Source organism: Streptomyces sp. NPDC002845, from assembly GCF_053591955.1.
Window position 1 is genome coordinate 14,656 of the sequence record NZ_JBSFUU010000020.1, and the last position, 25,074, is coordinate 39,729.

The window sequence follows — 25,074 nt, forward strand, 5'->3', positions numbered from 1 at the left end:
GGCGTACGACACCTCCGGAAAGCTCGTCAGCGTGCCCAACGGCGAGGACTACCCGGCCGGCTTCGACCAGGACCAGTGGGGACTGATCGAGTCAACGGCAGCATCCGCGTCTGGTACCCCAAGGGCCCGGACAAGATGGAGGTCTGGGCCTGGACGATCGTCGACAAGTCCATGCCGGACGAGGTCAAGGACGCCCAACGGCTCTACAACCTGCGGACGTTCGGGCCGACCGGCATCTTCGAGCAGGACGACGGCGAGAACTGGAGCGAGGTCCAGGCCACCTCCCACGGCTTCATGTCCGGTTCGATGACCCTGAACTACCAGATGGGCCTGGGCCTGGAAACCGAGGACGACATCCACCCCGGAACCACCGGCCGCCTCTACACCGACGGCGCCGCCCGCGGCTTCTACGCCCGCTGGCGCGACCTGATGAACACGCCCGCCTGGCACGAGAAGGACACCCCATGAGCACGACCAGCACCGGTACCGGTATCCAGGTAGCCGCCGTCGGCGACATCGAGGACGGCGAGGCCCTGAAGGTGCCCGCGGAGGCCACCGGCCACGGCGACGCCATCGCCGTCTTCCACGACGGCGGCGCCTACTACGCCCTCGACGACACCTGCTCGCACGGCCGGGCCTCGCTGTCCGAGGGCTGGATCGAGGACGGCGAGGTCGAGTGTCCGCTGCACAGCGCCCGGTTCTGCCTGACGTCGGGCCGGCCGCAGTGCATGCCCGCCACCCTCGACGTACGCACCCACCGCGTGGAGGTGCGCGACGGCGCCGTCCGGCTGCACCCCGGCGAGGAGGCCACCGGATGAGCCTCCCGCGCCGCGTCGCCGTCGTCGGCGCGGGCCTGGCCGCCGTCTCCGCCTGCGACGCCCTGCGCGCCCAGGGCTACGACGGAGAACTCGTGCTGTACTCCGCCGAGCACGGACTGCCGTACGACCGGCCGCCCCTCAGCAAGGACACGGGACAACTCGACGACCTCCCGGACGGTGTGCTCGGCATCCCCGGTGACGTACGCTCCCCGGACGATCTGCACCACGCAGTGGAGGCCACCGTCGACAGGTTCGGCAAGCTGGACATCCTCGTCCCGAACGCGAGAATCTGGGACTACCACCGCAGCGTCACCCGGCTGACCGGCAAGGAGCTCTCCGAGGCGTTCGACGAAGTCTTCGGTATCAACGTCAAGGGCTACGTCCTGGCCGTCGAGGCCGCCTGGCGGCGGCTCGTCGCCACCAGCGGAAGCATCGTGATGACGCTGTCCAACGCCTCCTTCCACACCGACGGCGGCGGCGCCCTGTACACCGCCAGCAAGCAGGTCTGCCTCGGCCTGGTCCGCCAGTTCGCCTACGAGCTGGCGCCGAAGGTCCGCGTCAACGGCGTCGCCACCGGCGGCATGCGCACCGGGCTGCGCGGCCCCGAGAGCCTGGGCCTGCAGGACCGTACGCTGGCTGCGTCCTTCGCCAGGAACGAGGCGTCGGGCCACAAACAGCCGCCGCTCATTCCGCTGTACGACTCCGGCGTCGAACCGGAGGACTTCACCGGGCCCTATGTCCTGCTCGCCTCCCGCGCCAACAGCGGGAGGCTCGCCTCCCGCGCCAACAGCGGCACCGTCACCGGTGCCGTGATCCCCGCCGACGGCGGCATCGCAGTCCGCGGTTTCCGTGCTCCAGCCGGCGGCGCCGGCCTCTGAACCGTCCCGCTTCCCGCTCGACAGCCCACGAAGGAGCCGCCGCCATGGCCAGCGTCGACATCAGCCCCGCCGCGGCACTGCACCGCAGAACCCAGGCGGACGTCTCCGGCTTCCTGATGATGAGCCACATGGCCCCGGCCGCCGAACTCGCCTCCCAGGCCCAGCTCATGGAGTCCTACGGCGCGCACTGCGTGTACGTCACCGACTCCGGCGGCCGGCTCACCATGGACGGCATGCGCGACCGCGTCCGCGCCTACCGCGACGTACTGGATCCGGCCACCGAAATCGGTGTACACGCGCACGAGAACCTCTCCCTCTCGGTCGCCAACAGCGTCGTGGCGGTCGAGGAGGGCGTCACACGGATCGATGCCTCCCTCGCCGGGCAGGGCGCGGGTGCGGGCAACTGCCCCATGGAGGCCTTCGTCGCCGTCGCCGACCTCCAGGGCTGGAAGCACGGCTGCGACGTCTTCGCCCTCCAGGACGCCGCCGACGACCTGGTCCGCCCGCTGCGCGACCGCCCGGTCCAGGTGGACCGCGAGACCCTCACCCTCGGCTACGCGGGCGTCTACTCCTCCTTCCTCCGCCACGCCGAGATCGCCGCCGCCCGCTACGGCGTCGACGCCCGGTCGCTCCTGCTGGAGGTCGGCCGCCGACGGCTGGTCGGCGGCCAGGAGGACATGATCGTGGACATCGCCCTCGACCTCACGTGGGGCAACACGGCCGCTGCCGCGGGCTGAGCGCGGGAACCTCTCCGACGGGTGAGCGAGGCTCCGGCGGGAGAGTGGTTGCGCTGGGCATGGGCGGCGCCGATGCGGAGGAGTACGGGGGCGGCCCGCGCCCGGCCCGGCGTCGCCCTCGCCCCTCGTGCGCGCCCCTGGTCGCGGCGACTTCGCTCGGTGCCGCACTCCGCCGGGCAGGGCGGCCCGCCGGCGGGTGCCCTCGCCCGTGAACGAACCATCCCGCGCGCCTTCGTCGGCCGCGGCCACCGCCTGGGTCTCGAACACGTCGGCCCGGACCGCGCCCCGCAGCGGGATCGCCGCCCGCCGCTGCCCTGTACCCGGCCCGCCCGGGCTGCCCGCGAGGCGCGGCAGCCCGGGTTCTTCTGCGGTGCGTGAACGGAAAGAAGCCGCCCCGGCCGGAAGTGATCCCGGCCGGGGCGGCTACGACGTCGAAGTCAGGAGCGCCAGGCTCCGGTGACGGAAGGTCAGGCGAGCGTCGCCAGCGCCTCGTTCCACGTCGCCGACGGGCGCATGACCGCCGAGGCCTTGGCGACATCAGGCTGGTAGTAGCCGCCGATGTCGGCCGGCTTGCCCTGGACGGCGAGCAGCTCCTCGACGATCTTCTGCTCGTTCGAGGTGAGCGTCTCGGCGAGCGGGCCGAAGGCCTTGGCGAGGTCGGCGTCGTCGGTCTGCCTGGCCAGCTCCTGAGCCCAGTACAGGGACAGGTAGAAGTGGCTGCCGCGGTTGTCGATGCCGCCGACACGGCGGGTCGGGGACTTGTCCTCGTTGAGGAAGGTCGCCGTGGCGCGGTCCAGGGTGTCGGCGAGGACCTGGGCGCGGGCGTTGCCCGTGGTCTGCGCCAGGTGCTCGAAGCTGGCCGCCAGCGCGAAGAACTCGCCCAGGCTGTCCCAGCGCAGGTAGTTCTCCTTGACCAGCTGCTGGACGTGCTTCGGGGCGGAGCCGCCGGCGCCCGTCTCGAAGAGGCCGCCGCCCGCCATCAGCGGGACGACCGACAGCATCTTGGCGCTGGTGCCCAGCTCCAGGATCGGGAACAGGTCCGTCAGGTAGTCACGGAGCACGTTGCCGGTGACGGAGATCGTGTTCTCGCCGCGGCGGATGCGCTCCACGGAGAGCTTGGTCGCCTCGACCGGGGACAGGATCTTGATGTCCAGGCCCTCGGTGTCGTGCTCCGGCAGGTACCGCTTGACCTTCTCGATGAGCACGGCGTCGTGGGCGCGGCCCTCGTCCAGCCAGAACACGGCCGGGTCGCCGGTCGCGCGGGCGCGGGTGACGGCCAGCTTCACCCAGTCCTTGATCGGCGCGTCCTTGGTCTGGCAGGCGCGGAAGATGTCGCCGGCGGCGACCGGCTGCTCCAGGACGACGTTGCCGGCCTGGTCGACGAGACGGACCGTACCGGCGGCCGGGACCTCGAAGGTCTTGTCGTGGCTCCCGTACTCCTCGGCCTTCTGCGCCATCAGGCCGACGTTCGGGACCGAGCCCATCGTCGACGGGTCGAAGGCGCCGTTGGCGCGGCAGTCGTCGACGACGGCCTGGTACACGCCGGAGTAGCTGCTGTCCGGCAGAACCGCGAGGGTGTCGGCCTCCTGGCCGTCCGGGCCCCACATGTGGCCGGAGGTGCGGATCATGGCCGGCATGGAGGCGTCCACGATGACGTCCGACGGGACGTGCAGGTTGGTGATGCCCTTGTCGGAGTCGACCATCGCCAGCTCCGGGCCCTCGGCGAGCTCGGCGTCGAAGGAGGCCTTGATCTCGGTGCCCTCGGGCAGGGACTCCAGGCCCTTGAGGATGCCGCCGAGGCCGTCGTTGGCAGAGAGGCCGGCCGCGGCGAGCGTCTCGCCGTACTTCGCGAAGGTCTTCGGGAAGAAGACGCGTACGACGTGGCCGAAGACGATCGGGTCCGAGACCTTCATCATCGTGGCCTTGAGGTGGACCGAGAACAACACGCCCTGGGCCTTGGCCTGGGCGACCTGCTCGGCCAGGAACTCGCGCAGCGCGGCGACCCGCATCACGGAGGCGTCGACGACCTCGTCCTTCAGGACCGGCACGGACTCGCGCAGCACGGTGCTGGTGCCGTCCTCGGCGACCAGCTCGATCTTCAGCGCGCCGTCCTCTGCGATGACCGCGGACTTCTCCGTGGAGCGGAAGTCGTTCTCGCCCATGGTCGCCACGTTCGTCTTGGACTCGGCGGTCCAGGCGCCCATGCGGTGCGGGTGGGTCTTGGCGTAGTTCTTCACCGAGGAAGGGGCGCGGCGGTCGGAGTTGCCCTCGCGCAGGACCGGGTTCACCGCGGAGCCCTTGACCTTGTCGTAGCGGGCGCGGATCTCGCGCTCCTCGTCGGTCTTCGGGTCGTCCGGGTAGGCCGGCAGCGCGTATCCCTGGGCCTGCAGCTCGGCGACCGCGGCCTTGAGCTGCGGGATCGAGGCCGAGATGTTCGGCAGCTTGATGATGTTCGCCTCGGGCGTCTTGGCGAGCTCACCGAGCTCCGCGAGGGCGTCCGGGGTGCGCCGGCCCTCCTCCAGGTACTCCGGGAACACGGCGATGATGCGCCCGGCCAGCGAGATGTCACGGGTCTCGACGTTCACACCGGCCTGAGAGGCGTACGCCTGGATCACCGGCAGGAAGGAATGGGTCGCCAGGGCGGGCGCCTCGTCAGTGTGCGTGTAGATGATGGTCGAGTCAGTCACCGGGTGCTCCGCTCCACGTCTGCAACATTGCTCGACATCAAGATATCTCGTGAGCGATGGGGTCTCGACAGGGGTCCGGGCTTCGGGGGTGCCTACGGGTTGTGCGTGACTGGCCGTGCCCACGCGGCGGAGCCGCATATGTTCACAGCCCGGGCCAAGCTCCATCAGCCCGTCCGGCGTTTGAGGACGAGGCCGAAGGCCGATCCACCACCCACCGGCCCGCACACTTCCAACCCACCCCAGGCCCCCTCAGCCCGTCCGGCGCTTGAGGACGAGGCCGTTCAGGCCGATCACACAGCAACCCCCACCCACCCGCACACACCCCACCCACCCTGAGCCCTCTGGCGGGGTCGAAGGGGCGGCAGCCCCTGGGGATGGGACGGGTAGGGGCGGCGGGGGCGAAAACCGGTCCGGGCGACCCAGGGCACGGTCAAGGCCCGAAAGGAACCCCCTCCGGCGCGATCTCCGTGGTCGTCTCCCGCTGGTGGGGAATCCCCACGCCGCCCTGCTGGAGGGCGATCGTCCGAGCAGGAGCGGGGATACGGATGCCCTCGGCGCGATAGCGCTTGTGGAGCCGTTTGATGAACTCGTGCTTGATCCGGTACTGATCGCTGAACTCCCCGACACCGAGAATCACGGTCATTCCGATCCGCGAGTCACCGAACGTGTGGAAGCGGACGGTCGGCTCATGCTCGGGCACGGCACCGCTGACGTCGGTCATGACCTCGGCGACGACCTCGTTGGTCACCTGCTCGACATGCTCCAGATCGCTCTCGTAGCCGACACCCACCTGAACGAGCAGGGTCATCTCCTCCTCGGGGCGGTTGTAATTGGTCATGTTCGAGCCGGCGAGCTGACCGTTGGGGATGATGACCAGGTTGTTGGAGAGCTGGCGGATGGTCGTCTGCCGCCAGTTGATGTCGACGACATAGCCCTCCTCGCCGCTGCTGAGCTTGATGTAGTCGCCGGGCTGGACCGTCTTCGAGGCGAGGATGTGGATGCCGGCGAAGAGGTTGGCGAGGGTGTCCTGAAGGGCCAGGGCGACCGCCAGGCCGCCGACGCCCAACGCCGTGAGCAGCGGCGCTATCGAGACGCCCAGCGTCTGGAGCACCACGAGGCCGCCGATCGCCAGCACCCCGATCCGGGTGATGTTGACGAAGATCGTGGCCGAACCGGCGACCCCGGACCGGGACTGCGTGACCGTACGCACCAGACCGGCGATCACCCGGGCAGCCGTCGCCGTCGTCACGACGATGAGCAGCACCGTCAGGACCTGGTTGACATGGTGGCCGACGGTCCTGGTGAGCGGCAGCACCGCCGCCGCGGCTGCCACGCCCCCGGTGACCGCCGCCCACGGCACCAGCGTCCGCAGCGCGTCGACGATCACGTCGTCCCCGCTCCAGCGCGTCTTCGTCGCATGCTTGCCCAGCCACCGCAGCAGCATGCGCAGCAGGAACGCGCCCAACAGGCCCGCGGCCAGGGCGATCCCGGCCATGACGAAGTCGTCGACGGTGAGGCCCCGGTTCATCGGCTGCCCCCCGAAGGACGCGTCACCGAAGGACACGTCACCGAAGGACGCGGAGAGCGGCCCACGGGCCGGATGTGATGTGTCGTCACCTTGCCACCTGCTCGAATCCGGTTTGCACGACTCACGCCCGGACGCGTGTGTGGCGCGGGCGCGACGGCTCATCCTGCCGTATCCGCCGGCCCATTCGTCACCAGGCCTGCACGGACCGGCCATTGAAGCGACACAGCTCACGGCGTCGCACAGCTCGCCGCACATCCCGTACCGCCCGGCACCCGCAGCGAACCCGGCCGTCCCCCTCCTGAGCTGCCACCAACACCCCCGTACCGTAATGGAGTTCACCCCGCAGGCCGGCGGCCCCTTCCGGCCCCTCCTGGTCGAGGACGAAGGCACGGTCGACCCGTGGACAGGACGGACTGGGAGAAGCAGGCGACGGCGGCGGCCAGTCGCTCGGCCTCCGCGCGGGTGCGGCCGGTCGGTACGACGCGGCTGGCGAGCCCCACGCCGTACGCCCCGGCTACGGGTACGGGGCGTCCGTTGAGGATCATGCCCATCGCGCTGCCGGTGCCGATCAGGTGGGGGAGCCGTATCGTGCCGCCGCCGACGAGCGGCACGCCCCAGCGGCGGCAGAAGACCCGAAGCCCGCGTCCTCCTCGGCGACCCGCAGATCGCGCCGGAGGGCCGACTCCAGGCCGCCGGCGACGGCGTTGTCCCGCGACCGCCACGATCACCGGCTCGGACAGCCACAGCCGGGTCGCCCCCTCGGCCCGTCACCGTCCTCCGCGACGGGGCTGCCGCGCTCCGTGCCCATCGCCTTGGGATCGCCGCCCGCGCAGAACACACCGCCCTCGCCCTACAGCACCACAGCACCACCACCTGTGCTCCGCCCACGACCGAGGTGGCCGTGCGGGCAAGCCACGCCCCGCCCGGGGCCGGCCCAAGGTCGGGCCCGGCCTCAGATCACCTTCAACCGCACCAGCGCCCCCAGCGTCAACGCCCCCGGCAGCAGCGGCAGCCACACCGTGATGATCCGGTACGCCAGTACCACCGCCGTGGCCACGGCCACCGGACCGCCGGCCGCCACCAGCGCCACGACGAGCGCGGCCTCCACCGAGCCGAGGCCGCCCGGCGTCGGCACCAGGGCCACCGCGACCGTGGCGGCGAGATACGCGACGATCACGTGGGTCACGGGCACGTCGAGCCCCAGCGCCAGCCCCACGGCGACCAGTCCGGAAGCCTGGAGCGTGGGAAAGGCCAGCGAGCCGCCCCACAGTGCGAGGGCGCGAGAGGGCCGCGTGTGCACGGAACGGGCCTCGCCCAGCGCCGTACGCAGGAAGGACACCACGGCTGTACGGACGCGGCGTACGAGAAGCAGGACCGCCACCGCCCCGCAGAGCACGATCGCGACGACGGCCGCCAGCGGGCCGAGCGCGCCCTCGGGGAGCAGCGTGCCGAGGCGCAGCGCGCCCGGGAAGGCGAGCAGCAGGGCCAGGAGCAGGCCCACACGGGCGATCGACTCCGCCAGCAGGTACAGCGCGAGCGCCGCCGAGGAGCGGGCGAGCGGTACCCCGTGCACCGTCATGAACCGCAGGTTGACCGCGCTCGCGCCCAGGCCGGTGGGCAGCAGATGGTTGGCCGCGCCCGCCGCGAACTGCGTGGCGAGCAGCCGGCGCGCGGGCAGACGCTCGACGAGCGCGCCCTGCCGGGTGAAGGCGGCGGCGACCCAGGTGAGGCAGGTCGCCCCGACGGCCGCCGCGAGCCATGGCCACCGGGCCGTCGCCAGGTGGGCGAAACCGTCGGTGAGGACGGAGCGATGGCGCACGGCGACGAACAGGACCAGGGCGAGGGGGAGCAGGCACAGGATCCGGCGGACCGGGATACGACGGCTGAGACGGCTGAGCTGTCCCTCGGGCAGCTCGGGCAGTCGGGGGCGTCGTATCGCTGTCACACCGGGAGAGGTTTCCCGGCACGCGCCAACGGGGGGTTGCGGATGCGGGGACGGCGGCTGACCGGCGGCGGACTTCACCGAGTCCGTGCGTACGTCGGCGCGCGTGTTGACCTCAACGTTGCTTGAGGTTCTAGCGTCCTTCTCATGAGCATGGAAACCACCGCCTGGACCCAGCTGTACAGCGTCATGAACGCCAACGAACAGCGCCGCCCCCTCGCACGCGCCACACTGCGCCGTATCGCCGCCTTCGCCCGCCCGCACCGCCGCCGTATCGTGCAGTTCCTGCTGCTGAGCGTGGTGACCGCGCTGCTCGCGGTCGCGACGCCGGTGCTCGCGGGGTACGTCGTCGGCGCGATCGTGTCGGGTGCCGAAGCTGACACTGTCGTACGCCTTGCCGTGCTCATCGCCCTTATCGCACTCGGCGAAGCGGCGCTGGGACTGCTCGGGCGGTGGCTGTCGTCGACGCTCGGCGAGGGACTCATCCTCGATCTGCGGACGGCTGTGTTCGATCATGTGCAGCGCATGCCGGTCGCGTTCTTCACACGTACTCGTACGGGCGCGCTCGTCAGTCGTCTCAACAACGACGTCATCGGCGCGCAGCGCGCCTTCAGCAACACCCTCTCCGGAGTGGCGAGCAACCTGGTGACGCTGCTGCTCACCCTCGCCGTGATGCTCACCCTGTCCTGGCAGATCACCCTGCTCGCGCTCGTGCTCCTGCCCGTCTTCGTCGTGCCCGCCCGGCGGATGGGCCACCGCATGGCCCGGCTCCAGCGCGAGGCCGCCGACCTCAACGCGGCGATGGGCACCCGGATGACCGAACGCTTCTCGGCGCCCGGCGCCACACTGGTCAAGCTCTTCGGGCGGCCTGACGACGAGTCGGCGGAGTTCGCCGCGCGGGCCCGGCGGGTGCGGGACATCGGAGTGCGTACGGCGATGGCGCAGTCGGCGTTCATCACCGCGCTCACCCTCGTATCGGCCCTGGCGCTGGCCCTGGTCTACGGCCTCGGCGGCTGGTTCGCGCTGCGCGGCAGCCTGGAGCCGGGCGCGGTGGTGTCCCTGGCTCTGCTGCTGACCCGTCTGTACGCGCCGCTCACCGCGTTGGCCGGGGCACGCGTCGAGGTCATGAGCGCCCTGGTGAGCTTCGAGCGGGTCTTCGAGGTGCTGGACCTCAAGCCGCTCATCGAGGAGAAGCCGGACGCGCGGAAGGCACCGGACGGCCCGGTCGCGGTCGAGTTCGACAACGTCCGCTTCGGCTACCCGTCCGCAGACAAGGTCTCCCTCGCCTCCCTGGAGGAAGTGGCCTCCCTCGACACCCGTGGCGGCGCCGAGGTCCTGCACGGCGTTTCCTTCCGCGCCGAACCCGGCCAGACCGTCGCCCTCGTCGGCTCCTCCGGCGCGGGCAAGTCGACCATCGCGCAACTACTGCCCCGGCTGTACGACACCGACGAGGGCACCGTCCGCATCGGAGGCGTCGACGTACGTGACCTGAGCGCCCGGTCGATGCGGGAGACCCTCGGCATGGTCACCCAGGACGGCCACCTCTTCCACGACTCGGTGCGCGCCAACCTGCTCCTGGCCCGGCCCGGGGCGACGGACGCCGAACTGTGGGACGTCCTGCGCCGGGCCCGCCTGGACACCCTCGTACGCTCCCTGCCCGACGGCCTCGACACCGTCGTCGGCGAACGCGGTTACCGCCTCTCCGGCGGCGAGCGCCAGCGCATGACCATCGCCCGCCTGCTGCTGGCCCGTCAGCGCGTCGTCATCCTCGACGAGGCCACGGCCCACCTGGACAACACCTCGGAGGCGGCCGTGCAGGAGGCGCTCACGGAGGCTTTGCAGGGGCGGACGGCGGTGGTCATCGCCCACCGGCTGTCGACCGTGCGGGCCGCCGACCTGATCCTCGTCGTCGAGGCCGGGCGGATCGTGGAGCGGGGGACGCACGAGGAGTTGCTCGCGGCGCAGGGGCGGTACGCGGAACTGCACCGGACGCAGTTCGAGAAGCATGTGGGCGTGGTCGACGAGCCGGCAGCCGGCGACGAACAGGCCGAAGCGGCATAGACAGTGGAGGTACTGAACGCCCGGCCGGCGTAGTGCGCCGGCCGGGCGTTCGACCGGAACCACAACGCCGCGACGAACAGCAGGCTCCGGTCGCTCCGGCCGCATGCCGCCGTAGGCTCACGGCATGGAGATCAGAGGACCGTGGCGACAACACCGCCAGGAAACCCTGTGCGCGACCCCGCGCCTGGTGGCCTACCGGGACGAGGTCACCCTGCCGGACGGCGGGGCGGGCCACTACGACTGGGTCCAGGTGCCCGATCTGGTCCGGGTCGCCGCGCTGGTCGACGGGCGCCTGCTGCTGATCGAGCAGTACCACTACCTCGCCGGGCCGATGTGGCAGCTCCCGGGCGGGAGCGTCGACGCGGACGACCCGGACAGCGGTGCGGCGGCGCGACGTGAACTCGCCGAGGAGACCGGCTACCGCGACGGCCGCTGGAGGGCGCGCGGCGCGCTCCACCCCCTGCCCGGCCTCACCCCGGCACGCGTCCACCTCTGGAGCGTCGACGGCCTCACCCCGGGCGAGCCGACTCCGGAGGCCGGGGAAGCGGACCTGAAGGTGCATCACGTCCCCCTGGACGAGGCGGTCCGGGCGGCCCGCGACGGCCGTATCGGCTGCGCGGCCAGCGCCGCCCTCGTCCTGGCCGTGGCCACCGAGGACACCGCCGGGGCGGCGGCCACCTGAGGGACCGTCCGCCCGGACGGCAGCCCGGTCAGTGAGCGACCCGGCGAGGTTGAGCAGTACCACGCCGCCGATGACCGTCACTGAGCAGCCTGTCGTCCGTGACGGGGCGCAACCGCACCCGGTCGTCGTCGAGGCCGCCCTCCGGACAACTGCCTCCGTCGGCGCCGAAGTCCACGATGGCCGATGACGCTGGGTGCGCCGGTCCACTGTCCGGCGGCCGGCTCCCAAGTCGTACGCCGCCGTCGGCCTCGTGGATCGTGGGTACCCGGCCGTCCGGCGGTCGGCCCGAGTCGGTCCGGTGGTGGGTGGCCGCGTCCCGGGGCCGACAGGCACGGTCGGCAACGCTGAGCAGGTTGCGGCCGGAGTCGGTGAGGAAACGGGAGGGGCCGTTCCCGGGCGCTGGGTCGATGAAGCGGCCCCGCTCGGTCTTGCTCGGAGAGGTGACGCTCGCCCTGATGGGTGTCGGGGGAGGGGCCCCGATCGCCGGTGCCCTGCTGGAGACGAAGTCCTGTGGGGACTGCCGCTCTTCCCCTACATGGACATCACGGTCACGCCGCTCGCCCGGCACCCTTCGGCCATCCACTGAGCCTTCGTGAGAGAAGGGGCTCCGACCGCCAACGCGGTCGGAGCCCCTTCTCTCTGCTCGCCCTGCTCAGCAGTAGACCGACTGGATCTGCAGGTACGATTCCAGGCCCTCGGGCCCGAGCTCGCTGCCCAGCCCGCTCGCCTTGACACCGCCGAAGGGGGCGACGGGATCGGGCAGGTAGCGGTTCACGCCGATGGTGCCGGTACGCACGCGCCGGGCGACGGCCGCTCCCCGTTCGGGGTCCGAGGTCCACACCGTGCCGCCGAGGCCGTAGTCGGAGTCGTTGGCGATGCGTACGGCGTCGTCGACACCGTCGTACGGGATCAGGCAGAGCACCGGCCCGAAGATCTCCTCCTGCGCGACGACGAAGCCGTTGTCGATGTCGGCGAAGACCGTGGGTTCGACGAACCAGCCCTTGTCCCGGCCGGCGGGGCGTCCACCGCCGGTGGTGAGGCGGGCCCCTTCGCCGCGTCCCTTCGCGATGTAGCCCTCCACGCGGTCCCGTTGCTGCGGTGTGGCCATCGGGCCGACGAGAGTGCCCTCGTCCAGGGCGTCCCCGACGGGCAGGGTGCGGACCAGGTCGGTGACCAGGTCGACGATCTCGGTGTAGCGGCTGCGCGGGGCCAGGAGGCGGGCGCTGAGGAAGCAGGTCTGGCCGTTGTTGGTCAGCGTGGCGGCGACCAGGTCCTGCCCGATCTTCCCAGGGTCCAGTACGGCGTCGTCCAGGACGATGTCCGCCGACTTGCCGCCGAGTTCCAGGGTCACCGGGCGCAGCAGCCGGCCGCAGGTCTCGGCGATGGCCCGGCCGGCCGCCGTGGAGCCGGTGAACGCCACCTTGTCCACGCCGGGGTGGGATACGAGATGGGTACCGGCCTCGCGGCCTCCCGGCACGACATTGAGCACTCCGGCCGGGACCCCGGCGGCCTCGGCCGCCTCGGCGACGAGGAACGAGTCGAGCACGGCCTCGGGGGAAGGCTTGAGGACCACCGTGCAGCCGGTGGCCATCGCCGGTGCGATCTTGAACATGGACAGTACCTGCGGGTAGTTCCACGGCACGATCGCCGCGACGACCCCGACCGGTACCCTGCGCACCTCCACCGAGCCGCCGAGCAGCCCGGCACGTACCTCGGAGAAGGCCGTCGCACGGGCCAGCCCGGCGTAGTAGCGCAACACCGCGGTCGGATAGCCGACCTCCAGCTGCCGGGCCATGCTGATCGGCATGCCGTTCTGGCTGCTGACCGGCTCCGCCATGCGGCCGGCTCGTGCCTCCAGCTCCGAGGCGAAGCGCTCCATCACCTCGGCTCGGCGCTCCGGCTCCCAACTCGCCCATCCGCCCGGCTCGTCGAAGGCCCGACGCGCGGCGTCGACCGCGGCATCGACGTCCGCCGCCAACGCTTCGGGCACGCTGCCGAGCACGTCCTCCGTGCTCGGGTTGACAGGGGTGATGGCACGGCTGCTGGAGGGCCGCACCCACTCCCCGCCGATGTAGAGGCGTTCGTAGCGTTGATCCATCAGCACTCTCCTGGCGATCCGGCGCCCGCTCCGGAATCGGGTACGGGACTTTCGTCGACCTTCGCCCGATCCGTTGGCGGCGGGGTGCCGCCGGGTGCACGGGTAGTCACCAGGAAATGCATGCGATCGCAGTGTGAGGCGCCTCTCCGCGGAGCGCGGGGCCCTCGGTGTGCCTGCGCCGTATCACCACACAGGGACACCGTCCTCGTGTGGCGGTCGGCCGGCGACCGTGCCGTCCCGTCGTCAGGAAGGTCAGCAATGGATCAGTGTGAGTCCTGAAACACCTGGGGACAGCTGACCGAACATGCGGATCGTTATAGGGTGCGGAGACCGCCTCTGACCTGCATATAACGGGCAGAGAGCAGATAGATCGGGAGTTTCTCCGTGTTTCGTACAATGTTCAAGTCGAAGATCCATCGCGCCACGGTCACCCAGGCCGACCTGCACTACGTCGGGTCTGTGACGATCGACGCCGAACTGCTCGACGCGGCGGATCTGCTGCCGGGTGAACTCGTCCACATCGTCGACATCACCAATGGCGCCCGCCTGGAGACGTACGTCATCGAGGGCGAGCGGGGCTCGGGTGTGATCGGGATCAACGGGGCGGCGGCCCACCTCGTGCGTCCCGGGGACCTGGTGATCATCATCAGCTACGCCCAGGTTTCCGACGCCGAGGCGCGGACCCTGAAGCCCCGGGTCGTGCACGTGGACCACGGCAACCGGATCGTGGCCCTGGGGGCCGATCCGTCCGAGCCGGTGCCGGGGTCGGACCAGGAGCGCAGCCCGCAGGCCGTCACGGTCTGAGCCGCAGACCGAGCTCTACGAGCGAGCCGCACGACCGAGCCGAGGAGCGGCCATGCGCGACATCGAGATCCGCGACGACCGGGCGGCCGGCCGGCTGGAGGCCCTCGCCGGGGAGGAAGGGGGCGAAGTCGTCGGCCACATCCAGTACTTCGTCCTCGCGGAACCCGAGCGCGCGCTCGTCCCGGTCCACACGATCGTCGAGCCCGAGCACGAGGGGAAGGGCATCGCGGGCTCGCTCGCGCGGGAGCTGTACGGCATCGCCGCCCGCGAGGGCAGCGCGGTCGCCCCGCTGTGCCCGTACGTCGTGAGGTGGGCCGCCCGTCACCCCGAGGAGGCCCCGGCAGCCGCCCCGGAGCTGCTGCGGGCCGCGGAGGAGTGGCTTGTCGCACACCCCGAAGGGTTCTGACGCGAGGCCCGGTGCGCGCCCTGCCGCGCCCCTCACCCATGACCGTGAGCCTTCGACGGGCACGCGCCGGAGGCTCACGGCCGCCGTCGACACGGTCACCGGCGCCGACGCGACCGTCCTCGCTCAGACCTCCATGGACCTGGTCCAGCGCGCCTCGCCACGACCGGGATTCCGGTTCCGTCGAGCCCCGGCCGGGACCGACGGTGGGTGCGAAGGCGGGGCCCTCCGGCTGACCGGCCGTCTGCCAACGGGGTGACTGCCCGTGCGGGCGCCGGGTACACGTGGGAAGAGTCCAGAGCCGACGTACCGACTGGCTGGAGGACACCATGACGCATCCGCACCCCGACCCCACGAAGCCGGGGCCTCCGCCCGGCCCGGGGCCCGACCGGCCGCAGCCGTATCCGGACCCCCAGCCGTTCCCGGACCCGGTGCCGAGCCCGGAACCGCGTCCTTCCCCGGAGCCCCCGCCGTCCCCGATCCCCAAGCCACCGGGTCCGGACCCGGTCCCGGAGCCCGAACCGAAGCCGGTCCCTTAGCGGTTGCGCCGGTGGCCCGGCGCGGAGCGGGCGTCGCTCCGCGCCGGGCCACCGGCGTACGTATCCCTGGGCGGAGCCGCGCCCCTTGAGGGGCGCGAGCAACCACACACGGTCCGCGGTCTCAGAACTACCCCTCGACGAACTACCCCTCGACCTCGGAGCGGTCCCCGCCCCACAACGTGTGGAACGACCCCTCCCGGTCCGTCCGCCGATACGTGTGCGCCCCGAAGAAGTCCCGCTGCCCCTGCGTGAGCGCCGCGGGCAACCGCTCGGCGCGCAGGGCGTCGTAGTAGGCGAGGGCGGCGGCGAAACCGGGGGTCGGGACGCCCTGGCGGGTGGCGGCGACGAGGACCTCGCGCCAGTCGTCCTGGGCCGCCGCGATCTCCTGGGCGAACGTCTCGTCGGCGAGCAGGCTCGGAAGGTCGGCCCGGGTGTCGTACGCGGCGCGGATGCGGTCCAGGAAGGCCGCGCGGATGATGCAGCCGCCGCGCCAGATCGAGGCCACCTTGCCCAGGTCGATGTCCCAGCCGTACTCCTCGGTGGCCGCGGTGATCTCGTGGAAGCCCTGGGTGTACGACACGATCTTCGACGCGTACAGCGCCTGCTCCACCCGGTCCGCGAACGCCCCGGCCTCCGCCTCGCTCAGCGGGGAGGCCTTCGGACCCGCGAGGGAGCGTGAGGCATCCCGCAGCGCGCTGTGGCCCGACAGCGAGCGCGCGAACACGGCCTCGGCGATACCGGACACCGGCACGCCCAGGTCCAGCGCGATCTGGACCGTCCAGCGGCCCGTGCCCTTCTGCTCGGCCCGGTCCTGGACAATGTCCACGAACGGCTTGCCCGTTGCCGCGTCCACGTGCGCCAGCACCTCGGCCGTGATCTCGATCAGATACGAGTCGAGCCGGCCGGTGTTCCAGGTGCGGAAGATCTCCGCGATCTGCGCGGGGGTGTATCCGGCCACGTCGCGCAGCAGTTGGTACGCCTCGCCGATCAGCTGCATGTCCGCGTACTCGATGCCGTTGTGCACCATCTTCACGAAGTGCCCGGCGCCGTCCGGACCGACATGGGTCACACAGGGCGCCCCGTCCGCCGCCTTCGCGGAGATCTTCTCCAGCATCGGACCGAGCGAGTCGTACGACTCGGCGGGGCCTCCCGGCATGATGCTCGGCCCGTGCAGCGCGCCCTCCTCGCCGCCCGAAACGCCCATGCCGACGAAGTGGATGCCCTGCTCACGCAGGTCGCGCTCACGGCGCCGGGTGTCCGCGAAGTGCGCGTTGCCGCCGTCGATGATCATGTCTCCGGGCTCCAGGAGGGGCGCGAACTCCTCGATCACCGCGTCCGTGGGCCCGCCGGCCTTCACCATGATGACCAGGCGCCGGGGCCGCTCCAGCGCCGCCACGAACTCCTTGGCGGTCTCCGCCGCGATGAAGTCGCCCTCGTGCCCGAACCCCTCCACCAGCGCGTGCGTCCGTGACGCGGTGCGGTTGTGCACGGCGACCGTATAGCCGTTGCGCGCGAAGTTGCGGGCGAGGTTGCGTCCCATGACCGCGAGACCCGTGACGCCGATCTGGGCTGTTGTGCTCATACGGTTGGCTCCTATGGATCCTGGAATAGGTGGTGCCGTTGTGTCGTGCACTGGTGGTGCCGATTGGTCCTGATGTCGGCAGCAGTACCCGTGCCCGCCAGTATTGCCCCTCGGGCCATCCTGACGTGCCGGTACGCCGACCGCACATCGTGACGTGACGAGGTTGAATACGCAGAAGAGGCCCCGCCTGCCTCAGCGGTCCGCGAGATCCAGAACCGGTCGTGCCGAACGAGGGGCGTTTCCCGGTCAGTTGGCGGGAAAGGGCGGCTGATTGCCGTCTTGTCACGGCCTGTTGACGGCGCTTATTTTTGCGGCTCCTGGCATATGTGCGTGAGGGGGCCCAGTCATGGCCGTACGCGGTCGGCACCGCCGGTACCAGCCCAACAGAATCAACCGCGCCTCACTCACCGTCACGGCGGGCGGTGCCGGTATGGCGCTCCCGCTGATGGGCACCGGCGCCGCCCACGCGGCCGACGTGGACACCTGGAACAAGGTCGCGGCCTGCGAGTCCAGCAACGACTGGAACATCAACACCGGCAACGGCTACTACGGCGGGCTCCAGTTCAGCCAGTCGACCTGGGAGGCGTACGGCGGCACGGGCTACGCGCAGCGCGCGGACCTGGCCACCAAGGACCAGCAGATCGCCATCGCGGAGAAGGTGCTCAAGGGCCAGGGCCCCGGCGCCTGGCCCGTCTGCTCGGTCCGCGCGGGCCTCACCCCGGGCGGCGACACCCCCGACATCAACCCGTCGGGCACGTCGCAGTCCACCCCGGCGTCTACCCCGACGTCCACCTCGACGCAGGGGGCGCCGAAGCGCACGGTCCGCGACGTCACCCCGCAGACCACCCCGCAGTCCCAGGCGGGCAGCGTCGAGATGTACACCGTCGTCCGCGGGGACACTCTCTCCGGCATCGCCGACACCCGGAACGTCCCGGGCGGCTGGCAGAAGCTGTACCAGGCCAACCGCAAGACCATCGGCGGAGACCCGGACCTGATCATGCCGGGGCAGCGGCTGAGTCTGCGCCCGTCGTCGGGAACCTCCTCGTCCACCGGCAACTCCTCGAACCAGAGCACCGGTTCGCAGACCAAGGACAAGGACGACAAGAAGGGCCGGACCGGGCGGACGGCCACGTCGCCGACCCGCGTCGCACCGGTGAACGCCTCGACCGGCACGGCCTACCGGACCGCGGGCTCCTCCTGGTCGAAGGGCTACCACACGGGTGTCGACTTCCCGGTACCCACCGGCACCTCGGTGAAGGCCGCGGCCGCGGGCAAGGTCGTCACCGCGGGCTGGGGCGGCTCGTTCGGCTACCAGGTGGTGATCCGGCACGCCGACGGCCGCTACACGCAGTACGCGCATCTGTCGGCGATCACCGTGAAGTCCGGGCAGAGCGTGGACGCCGGCCAGCGCATCGGCCGCTCCGGGTCCACGGGCAACAGCACGGGCCCGCATCTGCACTTCGAGGTGCGGACGGGGCCCGGCTTCGGCAGCGACATCGACCCGATCGCCTATCTGAGGGCGGGGGGAGTACGGGTCTGACGCGCGGTCGTCCACTGTGCCCGCCGTGCTCGCCGTCATGCCTGTCGTCGTGCCTGTCGTCGTGCCTGTCACGAAGGGTCGGCTCAGGAATTGACACGGGTGCGCTGCCGGTCGACGACGGGCATCGGCACGTACGGGCCGCCGTAGAACGGGCCGTAGTGCGGCGGCGGCTCGTCGCCGGAGGGCCGCCCCCGGTCCCCGTTCCCGTACGCGACGTCCATGTCCGGAACCGGCGCCGGTACGAAAGCGTCCTCGCGGGCCACCTGCCGGGGAAGCCGCCCGGCGAGCAGTTCCTCGACGGAGGCGGAGGCGGCCGCGGACGCGGAGGTCGACTCGGCCTCGGCACCCTCCCTCGCGGCGGCCGGCGCGCCCACGGGCTCGGGGTGTGCGCCGCCGAGCCGCTCCGTGGTCAGCAGGATCAGGCCGCCCGCGGCGACGACTCCGCAGCTCAGCGCGAGGACGGTGCCGGTGGTGCCGTAGCGGAAGGTCTCCCCGAACATCGTGATGCCCACGGTGGCCGCCACCACCGGGTTCACCACCGTCAGGATGGCGAGGGGAGCCGCGAGTCCGCCACTGCGGTAAGCGGCCTGCGACAGGAGGAGACCGGCGACGGCGAACACGCCTATCGCCGCCAGGCTGGGCAGATCGCCGAGCGAGACCCCGCCGGTCCAGTCGACGGCGACCGTCTTCGTGAACACCGAGGACATACCGAAGGCCACACCGGAACCGATCGCCAGCAGCACACCGCGCACGGCCGGGTGCCGGTGCACCGCGCGCGCCGCCACCATCAGCGCCACCACACCACCGCCGGTGACCACGGCCACGGCCACCTGCTGGGCGCTGCCCAGGGACTGGGAGTCCGCCGATCCGACCAGCGACAGCAGGCCCGCGAGACCCACCGTGGCCATGATCGCGCCCCGCCACGCCGTCGCCCCGGCCTTGCGGCCCACGAAGAGCGCCGCCATCGGCAGTGCGAACACGATGGTCAGCGCGCCCAGCGGCTGCACCACGCTCAGCGGCCCGTAGGCGAGCGCCGCCACGTGCAGCAGTCCGCCCAGGCCGTTCAGCGCGACGGCGGCCCACCAACTCGGCCTGCGCAGCGGCGCGTACGCCTCGTCCGAGGACTCCGCGACCCGCTCCTGCACGATCGCCCCGCCCGCGTAGGCCACGGCGGAGACGAACGACAGCAGCACGGACAACGCGAGGGCGCTCATGAGTGTCTCCCTCGCGGGCGGCGGGGGCCCTTGGCCCGGCGCGACGAACGGTCGGCTTCCATGACCTCTACGATGCCTCGCAAAAGCCCCGGCGTCGTCGTACCTGAGCACGCATTGAGTCCTACTGCCGATGGAGTACGACCCGGCCTCCGTCATACCCCAGTCGGGGGTCCCCCCTGCAACCCGCCCGGTGAAGACCCCTAGGGGTCTTGGTACTACTGCTCTTCGTGGACCTCGACCCCCGGCTCACCGCCCTGCGCTCCCTCGGCGGCTTCTTCGTCCTCCGCACGGGCGTACCGCCGCACGGCCCGCTGCCGACGCTCGCGGAAGCGTACGCGGCACGGAACGCCGACGGCGGCGAGGAGGTTCCCCCGGATCCGATGACCTTTCGTGTCCGGAAAGTCGCGGAAAGCCTTCGCGTGCCCGAGCCGCGGATCGCGGTCTCCGTGGCGCAGCAGGGGTTCGTGGCCCGGCTGTGGTCGGTCGTGCTCGGCTCCGCCTGCCTCTACGGGTGCGTCCCCGACCTCGCCCCGGGGCTGCTGCGCTGGGACCCGAACGGCAGCGCTCCGGACGACCTGTGGCTGACCGAGGTGCGGGCGCTTCCCGCGGGGATGATCGGTGAGGCCGTGGTGGAGGGGCACCTCAGGCCCCTGTCGGCGGCGCTGCGCGCTCAACACCGCATGTCGGAAGGGCTGTTGTGGGGCAACGCGGGCTCCGCGCTCGCCGGTGCCGTGCGGCAGCTCGACCGGTGGGCCCGCGCGGGCGGCCGTACGGACGTGGGGGACCGGGCACGCGCCCTGGGCGCCCAACTCCTCACGTACCCCGGCCTGTCCGGCACCCTCGATCCCGCCACTCTCCGGCGCCGCAGCTGCTGCCTCTACTACCGTGTGCCCGGTGGCGGACTGTGCGGGGACTGCTGCTTCGACCGCCCGCCCCGCCGGTCCTGACCCACGGGCCCCGGACGACCGCGGTCTTCCCCAACCGCCACATCTGGGTGACCATGGGAACCGATCGCGAGAACAGGGGGTTCCGGGTGCGAGTGGGACTGCTGACCCGGGAGTACCCGCCGGACGTGTACGGCGGCGCGGGGGTCCATGTCGAGTTCCTCGCCCGGGAGTTGAGATCCCTCGTCGACCTGGACGTGCACTGCTGGGGCGAGGGCGCGTCGGGCGGAGTCGTACGGCACCGGCCCTGGACCGCGCTCGACGGTGCCAACGACGCGCTGCGCACCTTCTCCGTGGACCTCTCCATCGCCGCAGGCCTCGAAGGCCGCGAACTCGTCCACTCGCACACCTGGTACGCGGGCCTCGCCGGTCACTTCGGCAAGCTGCTGCACGGCATCCCGCACGTGATGACCGCCCACTCGCTGGAGCCGCTGCGCCCCTGGAAGGCCGAGCAGCTCGGCGGCGGATACGCCCTGTCCAGCTGGGCCGAACGCACCGCCGTCGAGGCCGCCGACGCGGTGATCGCCGTGTCCGGCGCCATGCGCGAGGACATCCTCGGCTGCTACCCGGCCCTGGACCCGGCCAAGGTCCGCGTCGTGCACAACGGCATCGACACCTCCCTCTACAAGCCGGACCACGGCACGGACGTCCTCGACCGCGTCGGCCTCGACACCGGCCGCCCGTACGTGCTGTTCGTAGGCCGCATCACCCGCCAGAAGGGCGTGCCCCATCTCCTGCGCGCCGTACGGGACATCGACCCGTCCATCCAGGTGGTGCTGTGCGCGGGCGCGCCCGACACCCCGGAGATCGACCAGGAGTTCCGCGAGCTGTTCCAGGAGCTGAGCCGCGTACGGGAAGGCGTGCACTGGATCCCGCAGATGCTGCCGCGCCCGGATGTCATCCAACTCCTCACGCACGCGGCCGTGTTCGTCTGCCCGTCGGTGTACGAGCCGCTCGGCATCGTCAACCTGGAGGCGATGGCGTGCGGAACCGCCGTCGTGGCCTCCGGGGTCGGCGGCATCCCCGAGGTCGTCGAGGACGGCGTGACGGGTCTCCTCGTACCGACCGGGGACGCCTTCGAGGCGGAGTTGGCCCGGGCCCTCGACTCCGTGCTCGCCGATCCGGAGACCGCCGCGCGCATGGGCGAGGCCGGACGGGAGCGCGCGGTACGGGAGTTCGGCTGGGACGCGGTGGCCCGGCGCACGGTCCACCTGTACGAGGAAGTCCTCAAACAGGGGTAACACAGGGGTAGTCAGCGAACAGGGCACAGCAGCACAACCGGGTGTAGAGGGGCGGCGGCATGCGGCGCGGTGGACCTTCGGTGCTGGGAATCGTACTGGCGGGCGGCGAGGGCAAGCGGTTGATGCCCCTGACCGCCGACCGTGCGAAACCCGCGGTGACCTTCGGCGGGACGTACCGTCTCGTCGACTTCGTACTCTCCAATCTCGTCAACGCGGACATCCTGCGCATCTGCGTGCTCACGCAGTACAAGTCGCACTCGCTCGACCGGCACATCACCACGACCTGGCGGATGTCGAGCCTGCTGGGCAACTACGTCACACCGGTCCCGGCGCAGCAGCGGCTCGGCCCGCGCTGGTACCTGGGCAGCGCGGACGCGATCCTGCAGTCGCTGAACCTGGTGCACGACGAACAGCCCGAGTACGTCGCGGTGTTCGGCGCCGACCACGTCTACCGCATGGACCCGCGGCAGATGCTCAAGCAGCACATCGAGGGCGGCGCGGGCGTGACGGTCGCCGGCATCCGCGTCCCGCGCTCGGAGTCCTCGTCCTTCGGTGTGATCAGCCCGGGTTCGGACGGCCGGAGCATCGAACGGTTCCTGGAGAAGCCCGCCGACCCGCCGGGCCTGGCGGACGACCCCGAATGCGTGTTCGCCTCGATGGGCAACTACCTCTTCACCACCAAGGCCCTCGTGGAGGCCCTGCAGCGGGACGCCGAGGACGAGACCTCCGTGCACGACATGGGCGGATCGATTCTGCCGCAGCTCACCGACCGCGGCGAGGCCCAGCTGTACGACTTCAGCGCCAACCACGTCCCCGGTGAGACCACCCGCGACCAGGGCTACTGGCGTGATGTCGGCACCCTCGACGCGTACTACGACGCCCATATGGACCTGATCGCCGAGCGCCCGGTCTTCAACCTCTTCAACCGCAGCTGGCCCATCTACACCCACTCCTACCAACTGTCCCCGGCCCGCTTCAACGCCGGCGGCATCGCCAGCGAGTCGATCATCAGCGCCGGATGCCTGATACGGGGGCAGGTGACACGGTCCGTCCTCTCGCCGGGCGTCGTGGTCGACCCGGGAGCCGTGGTCCAGGGCTCGGTCCTGCACGACAACGTCCACATCGGGCGGGGCGCGGTCGTCCGGGGCGCGGTCCTCGACAAGAACGTGCAGGTCCCGCCGGGCGCGACGATCGGCGTCAACCCGGAGCGGGACGCCGAGCTCTACACGGTCTCCAAGGGCGGGGTGATCGCGCTGGGCAAGGGGCAGCGGGTGTCGTAGCCCTCGCTCCGGAGAAGGACCGCCCGGGCCGAGGATGCTGCCCCGGGGCGTACGTACGCTCCACCGACGGCGGCCGCACCCGGTCCGAGCCCGTGAAAAGTGAACCGGACCCCGACCGGCGTCCCCGTGCCGAACCAGCAGACCTTCACCGTCACCCTGGCCGTCGGGCGGGACGGAACGGTCGCGGTCTCGTACTCGGACTTCCGCCACGACGATACGGGCGTCCCGCTTCTCACCGACCGCTGGCCGGAGCGCTGCCGCCCGCAGCGCTCCGCCGGCGCAAGCGACAGGGTGACATGGCGGGAGACCCGGCTGGCCCCGGCGTCGTACGACATGCGCCAGGCGCCCCGCATCCCCGACGAGGCGAGCCCTCGCGGGTACTTTCTGGGCGAGCAGACGGGCCTGGTCGCCACGGGACACGGGTTCACCTCGGCGTGGGCCGAACCGGACGCGCCGGGCAGGGCGGCCGTCCACGCCACCACCGTGCGGTGACACCACGGGTGCCGGTGACCTGGATATCGAACGCTTGCTCTAAGGGCTCCGCCTCATGGGTCCCTCTGGCCCCTTAAGTTCCGCCTCCCTCGCGGTGGCGGGACTTAATCTGCTGTTAACTGTGCGTAGCTTGATCGTACTTGACCGTAATCGCCCGAGGGCGATTGACTGCTCACCCACCCGTCGTCGACGCGAGAGCAAGCCATTGACCTCTGACCTTCTCGCACCACTCGACCTGGCGTTCTGGAACATCGAGTCCGCCGAGCACCCGATGCACCTGGCCGCACTCGGTGTGTTCACGGCGAACTCGCCCACCGCGGGCGCCCACGCGGCCGACCTGCTCGCCGCCCGTGCCGCCGCCGTGCCGGGGCTGCAGATGCGGATCCGCGACGTGTGGCTGCCCGACGTACGGCTGCCACTGGCCTTCGGCGGTGCGGCCCGCGTACCCGTGGACGACTTCGAGCCCTTCGACCACGTACGGCTGCACGCGCCGACCGCCGACTTCCACGCAGTCGCCGGGCGGCTGATGGAGCGCCCGCTGGAGCGCGGCCGGCCGCCGTGGGAGGCGCACGTCCTGCCGGGGGAGGACGGGGTGTCCTTCGCCGTGCTGTTCAAGTTCCACCACGCGCTGGCCGACGGACTACGGGCGCTGACGCTCGCCGCCGCGGTCATGGACCCCATGGAGATGCCCGAGCCCCGACCGCGCCCCGCGGAGCCACCGCGGAGCCTCTTCCCGGACGTACGCAAGCTGCCGGGACTCGTCCGCGGCACGCTCTCCGACGTCGGCCGTGCCCTCGACATCGGGGCCTCCGTCGCCCGCTCCACGGTCGGTGTGCGTACCTCGTCCGCGCTGACCGCCGAACCCAGCGGAACCCGCCGTACCACGGGCGTGGTCCTCGACCTCGACGAGGTGCACCGGGTGCGCAAGACCGTGGGCGGCACCGTCAACGACGTACTCATCGCGATCGTCGCGGGCGCCCTGCGCCGCTGGCTCGACGAGCGCGGCGACGGCAGCGACGGCGTCGCGCCCCGGGCACTCATCCCCGTCTCCAAGCGCCGCCCGCGCACCGCGCACCCGCAGGGCAACCGGCTCTCCGGCTATCTGATGCGGCTGCCCGTCGACGACCCCGACCCGCTCGGCCGGCTGCGGACGGTGCGGACGGCCATGGACCGCAACAAGGACGCCGGGCCCAACCGAGGAGCGGGCGCCGTGGCGCTGCTCGCCGACCATGTGCCGGCGCTCGGCCACCGGCTCGGCGGGCCGCTGGTCGGCCAGGCCGCCCGGCTCTGGTTCGACATCCTGGTCACCAGCGTGCCGCTGCCGAGTCTCGGCCTGAAGCTGGGCGGCTGCCCGCTCGCCGAGGTCTACCCGCTCGCCCCACTGGCCCGCGGGCAGTCCCTCGCCGTCGCCGTGTCGACCTACCGCGGGCATGTGCACTACGGGCTCGTCGCCGACGCGGAGGCCGTACCGGACCTGGACCTGCTGGCCAAGGCCGTGTGCCGGGAGACGGAGGAGCTGCTCGCCGCCACCGCTCCTTGATCATCCCGTTTTTGGTGACCCGGCCCGGCGCTCCGTACAATTCCCCGTTCGAAAGCGAGCGCGG

At 71.5% G+C, this 25,074-nt stretch carries 21 protein-coding genes and 2 pseudogenes; 16 read left to right on the forward strand and 7 right to left on the reverse strand.

The features are described 5' to 3' along the window. Positions 1-75 precede the first annotated feature (75 nt). The 5 genes and pseudogenes from ACWD3C_RS16585 to ACWD3C_RS16605 all read left to right on the forward strand — a co-directional run bounded on the left by ACWD3C_RS16585 (position 76) and on the right by ACWD3C_RS16605 (position 2,811). Positions 76-468, forward strand: a complete 393-nt coding sequence (locus ACWD3C_RS16585; RefSeq protein WP_451144442.1) for an SRPBCC family protein — start codon at positions 76-78, stop codon at positions 466-468. Further along, complete coding sequence (locus ACWD3C_RS16590; protein WP_451144444.1) at positions 465-818, forward strand: bifunctional 3-phenylpropionate/cinnamic acid dioxygenase ferredoxin subunit; 354 nt, start codon at positions 465-467, stop codon at positions 816-818. The genes ACWD3C_RS16585 and ACWD3C_RS16590 overlap by 4 nt, the downstream gene beginning before the upstream one ends. Beyond that, complete coding sequence (locus ACWD3C_RS16595) at positions 815-1,696, forward strand: SDR family NAD(P)-dependent oxidoreductase (RefSeq protein ID WP_451144446.1); 882 nt, start codon at positions 815-817, stop codon at positions 1,694-1,696. The genes ACWD3C_RS16590 and ACWD3C_RS16595 overlap by 4 nt, the downstream gene beginning before the upstream one ends. An 83-nt stretch (positions 1,697-1,779) precedes the next feature. Beyond that, positions 1,780-2,433: pseudogene (gene dmpG / locus ACWD3C_RS16600) on the forward strand (4-hydroxy-2-oxovalerate aldolase); the annotation flags it as partial. A gap of 21 nt (positions 2,434-2,454) precedes the next feature. Continuing rightward, positions 2,455-2,811: a hypothetical protein gene (locus ACWD3C_RS16605; protein WP_451144448.1), complete on the forward strand. Its 357-nt coding sequence runs from the start codon at positions 2,455-2,457 to the stop codon at positions 2,809-2,811. Between the two features lie 89 nt (positions 2,812-2,900). Here ACWD3C_RS16605 and ACWD3C_RS16610 read toward each other — a convergent pair whose 3' ends face one another. The 4 genes and pseudogenes from ACWD3C_RS16610 to ACWD3C_RS16625 form a co-directional block, all read right to left on the reverse strand. Then, positions 2,901-5,120, reverse strand: a complete 2,220-nt coding sequence (locus ACWD3C_RS16610) for an NADP-dependent isocitrate dehydrogenase (protein WP_451144449.1) — start codon at positions 5,118-5,120, stop codon at positions 2,901-2,903. Between the two features lie 430 nt (positions 5,121-5,550). Further along, on the reverse strand, positions 5,551-6,648 hold the full coding sequence (locus tag ACWD3C_RS16615; RefSeq protein ID WP_451144649.1) for a mechanosensitive ion channel family protein: 1,098 nt from the start codon (positions 6,646-6,648) through the stop codon (positions 5,551-5,553). A gap of 255 nt (positions 6,649-6,903) precedes the next feature. Continuing rightward, positions 6,904-7,498: pseudogene (locus ACWD3C_RS16620) on the reverse strand (enoyl-CoA hydratase-related protein); the annotation flags it as partial. A gap of 102 nt (positions 7,499-7,600) precedes the next feature. Beyond that, positions 7,601-8,584, reverse strand: coding sequence for a lysylphosphatidylglycerol synthase transmembrane domain-containing protein (locus ACWD3C_RS16625; RefSeq protein WP_451144651.1), 984 nt, complete (start codon positions 8,582-8,584; stop codon positions 7,601-7,603). A 159-nt stretch (positions 8,585-8,743) separates the two neighbouring features. Here ACWD3C_RS16625 and ACWD3C_RS16630 point away from each other — a divergent pair, with 159 nt between their 5' ends. From ACWD3C_RS16630 to ACWD3C_RS16640, 3 genes are all read left to right on the forward strand, one after another. Next, positions 8,744-10,651, forward strand: a complete 1,908-nt coding sequence (locus tag ACWD3C_RS16630) for an ABC transporter ATP-binding protein (protein ID WP_451144653.1) — start codon at positions 8,744-8,746, stop codon at positions 10,649-10,651. Positions 10,652-10,775: 124 nt separating this feature from the next. Further along, positions 10,776-11,333 carry an NUDIX domain-containing protein gene (locus ACWD3C_RS16635; RefSeq protein WP_451144451.1) on the forward strand — a complete coding sequence of 186 codons (558 nt, stop codon included), beginning with the start codon at positions 10,776-10,778 and terminating at the stop codon, positions 11,331-11,333. 301 nt (positions 11,334-11,634) lie between these two features. After that, positions 11,635-11,919, forward strand: coding sequence for a muconolactone Delta-isomerase family protein (locus ACWD3C_RS16640; RefSeq protein WP_451144453.1), 285 nt, complete (start codon positions 11,635-11,637; stop codon positions 11,917-11,919). A gap of 66 nt (positions 11,920-11,985) precedes the next feature. On the opposite strand, the gene ACWD3C_RS16645 is transcribed toward ACWD3C_RS16640, so the two are convergent. Beyond that, the gene (locus ACWD3C_RS16645) at positions 11,986-13,431 is read right to left on the reverse strand and encodes an aldehyde dehydrogenase (protein WP_451144454.1); all 1,446 of its coding nucleotides are present in this window, start codon (positions 13,429-13,431) and stop codon (positions 11,986-11,988) included. A gap of 384 nt (positions 13,432-13,815) precedes the next feature. Between ACWD3C_RS16645 and panD the strand changes: the two genes are divergently transcribed. Continuing rightward, positions 13,816-14,235 (forward strand): aspartate 1-decarboxylase, encoded by a 420-nt coding sequence (gene panD / locus ACWD3C_RS16650; RefSeq protein ID WP_451144456.1) that lies wholly within the window; start codon positions 13,816-13,818, stop codon positions 14,233-14,235. Then, a complete protein-coding gene (locus ACWD3C_RS16655) occupies positions 14,174-14,641 on the forward strand; it encodes a GNAT family N-acetyltransferase (RefSeq protein ID WP_451144655.1) in 468 nt (155 codons plus the stop codon). The genes panD and ACWD3C_RS16655 overlap by 62 nt, the downstream gene beginning before the upstream one ends. A 678-nt stretch (positions 14,642-15,319) precedes the next feature. Here ACWD3C_RS16655 and gndA read toward each other — a convergent pair. Further along, positions 15,320-16,759: an NADP-dependent phosphogluconate dehydrogenase gene (gene gndA, locus ACWD3C_RS16660; RefSeq protein WP_451144458.1), complete on the reverse strand. Its 1,440-nt coding sequence runs from the start codon at positions 16,757-16,759 to the stop codon at positions 15,320-15,322. Positions 16,760-17,105: 346 nt separating this feature from the next. On the opposite strand from gndA, the gene ACWD3C_RS16665 reads away from it, so the two are divergent. Next, positions 17,106-18,299 carry a transglycosylase family protein gene (locus tag ACWD3C_RS16665; protein WP_451144460.1) on the forward strand — a complete coding sequence of 398 codons (1,194 nt, stop codon included), beginning with the start codon at positions 17,106-17,108 and terminating at the stop codon, positions 18,297-18,299. Positions 18,300-18,382: 83 nt separating this feature from the next. On the opposite strand, the gene ACWD3C_RS16670 is transcribed toward ACWD3C_RS16665, so the two are convergent. Beyond that, the gene (locus tag ACWD3C_RS16670; RefSeq protein WP_451144462.1) at positions 18,383-19,513 is read right to left on the reverse strand and encodes a DMT family transporter; all 1,131 of its coding nucleotides are present in this window, start codon (positions 19,511-19,513) and stop codon (positions 18,383-18,385) included. A gap of 209 nt (positions 19,514-19,722) precedes the next feature. Between ACWD3C_RS16670 and ACWD3C_RS16675 the strand changes: the two genes are divergently transcribed. From ACWD3C_RS16675 to ACWD3C_RS16695, 5 genes are all read left to right on the forward strand, one after another. Further along, positions 19,723-20,460, forward strand: a complete 738-nt coding sequence (locus ACWD3C_RS16675) for a (2Fe-2S)-binding protein (RefSeq protein ID WP_451144464.1) — start codon at positions 19,723-19,725, stop codon at positions 20,458-20,460. A gap of 86 nt (positions 20,461-20,546) precedes the next feature. Beyond that, positions 20,547-21,698 (forward strand): glycogen synthase, encoded by a 1,152-nt coding sequence (gene glgA, locus ACWD3C_RS16680; protein ID WP_451144657.1) that lies wholly within the window; start codon positions 20,547-20,549, stop codon positions 21,696-21,698. 59 nt (positions 21,699-21,757) lie between these two features. Continuing rightward, on the forward strand, positions 21,758-22,978 hold the full coding sequence (gene glgC, locus ACWD3C_RS16685) for a glucose-1-phosphate adenylyltransferase (RefSeq protein ID WP_451144466.1): 1,221 nt from the start codon (positions 21,758-21,760) through the stop codon (positions 22,976-22,978). A gap of 99 nt (positions 22,979-23,077) precedes the next feature. Then, positions 23,078-23,470 (forward strand): hypothetical protein, encoded by a 393-nt coding sequence (locus ACWD3C_RS16690; protein WP_451144468.1) that lies wholly within the window; start codon positions 23,078-23,080, stop codon positions 23,468-23,470. Between the two features lie 205 nt (positions 23,471-23,675). Continuing rightward, on the forward strand, positions 23,676-25,010 hold the full coding sequence (locus ACWD3C_RS16695; RefSeq protein WP_451144470.1) for a wax ester/triacylglycerol synthase family O-acyltransferase: 1,335 nt from the start codon (positions 23,676-23,678) through the stop codon (positions 25,008-25,010). The last annotated feature ends 64 nt before the right edge of the window (positions 25,011-25,074 follow it).